Genomic DNA, 1,373 nt, shown 5'->3' on the forward strand with positions numbered 1-1,373 from the left:
ACCGCCAGCGCGCGCTCACGCAGCTCGCTGTTGAGGATGCGGTCGTTCTCGCTGTAATCGACCGGGCAGTCGATCACGTGCACGCCCGGGGTCTTGATGCAGTGCTCGAGCAGCGGCAGCAGGCCTTCGGCGCTTTCCACGCGGTGGCCGTTGGCACCGTAGGCTTCGGCGTACTTGACGAAGTCCGGGTTGCCGTAGTCCAGGCCGAAATCGGTGAAGCCCATGTTCGCCTGCTTCCAGCGGATCATGCCGTAGCCGTCGTCACGCAGGATCACCACGGTGATGTGCATGCCCAGGCGTACCGCAGTTTCCAGCTCCTGGCTGTTCATCATGAAGCCGCCGTCGCCGCAAACCGAAATCACCGGGCGGTCCGGGTGCACCAGGTGCGCGGCCATGGCCGATGGCAGGCCGGCGCCCATGGTCGCCAGGGCGTTGTCCAGCAGTACGGTGTTCGGCTTGTGCGCCTTGTAGTTGCGGGCGAACCAGATCTTGTAGATGCCGTTGTCCAGGGCAACGATGCCTTCGGACGGCAGCACGCGACGGATGTCGGCGACCATGCGCTGCGGGTAGACCGGGAAGCGGTTGTCGTCGGCACCTTCGGCGATCTGTGCTTCGTTGGCTTCACGGATGGCCATCAGGCGGGTGAAGTCCCAGTGCGATGTGTCGTTCAGCGCTTCGCTGATCTGCCATACGGCGTTGGCGATGTCGCCGATCACTTCCACCTGCGGGAAGTACACGGCATCGACTTCGGCGGAGCGGAAGTTGATGTGGATGACCTCGGTGCCGCCACGGACCATGAAGAACGGTGGCTTCTCGATCACGTCGTGGCCGATGTTGACGATCAGGTCGGCAGCTTCGACGGCGCGGTGCACGAAGTCACCCGACGACAGCGCGGCGTTGCCCAGGAAGCGCGGGTGACGCTCGTCGACCACACCTTTGCCCATCTGGGTGGTGATGAACGGGATGCCGGTCTTGTCGATCAGCTGCTTGAGGACCTTGGCGGTCATCTTGCGGTTGGCGCCGGCGCCGATCACCAGGATCGGGTTGCGGGCGTTCAGCAGCTTTTGCACGGCAGCGTCGATCGCCACGTGCTCGGCCAGCGGACGGCGGTGCAGGCTTGGCGGGATCGGCAGTGCGTCGGTCTGCTCGGCGGCGATGTCTTCCGGCAGCTCCAGGTGCACGGCCCCCGGCTTTTCTTCTTCAGCCAGGCGGAAGGCTTCGCGCATGCGCGAAGGGATGTTGTCGGCGGAGGCGAACTGGTGGGTGTACTTGGTGATGGGGTCCATCATGCCGCACACGTCGATGATCTGGAAACGGCCCTGCTTGGACTTCTTGATCGGCTTCTGGCCGGTGATCATCATCATCGGCATGCC

At 64.2% G+C, this 1,373-nt stretch carries 1 protein-coding gene; it reads right to left on the bottom strand.

What is annotated here, in order from left to right; all coding sequences use genetic code 11:
* Positions 1–1,373 (bottom strand): acetolactate synthase large subunit (locus tag CAG44_RS27320; RefSeq protein WP_085693503.1); only part of this gene is annotated, 1,373 nt, incomplete at both ends.

This window comes from Pseudomonas sp. B13(2017), assembly GCF_002113245.1.
Lineage (GTDB): Bacteria > Pseudomonadota > Gammaproteobacteria > Pseudomonadales > Pseudomonadaceae > Aquipseudomonas > Aquipseudomonas putida_Z.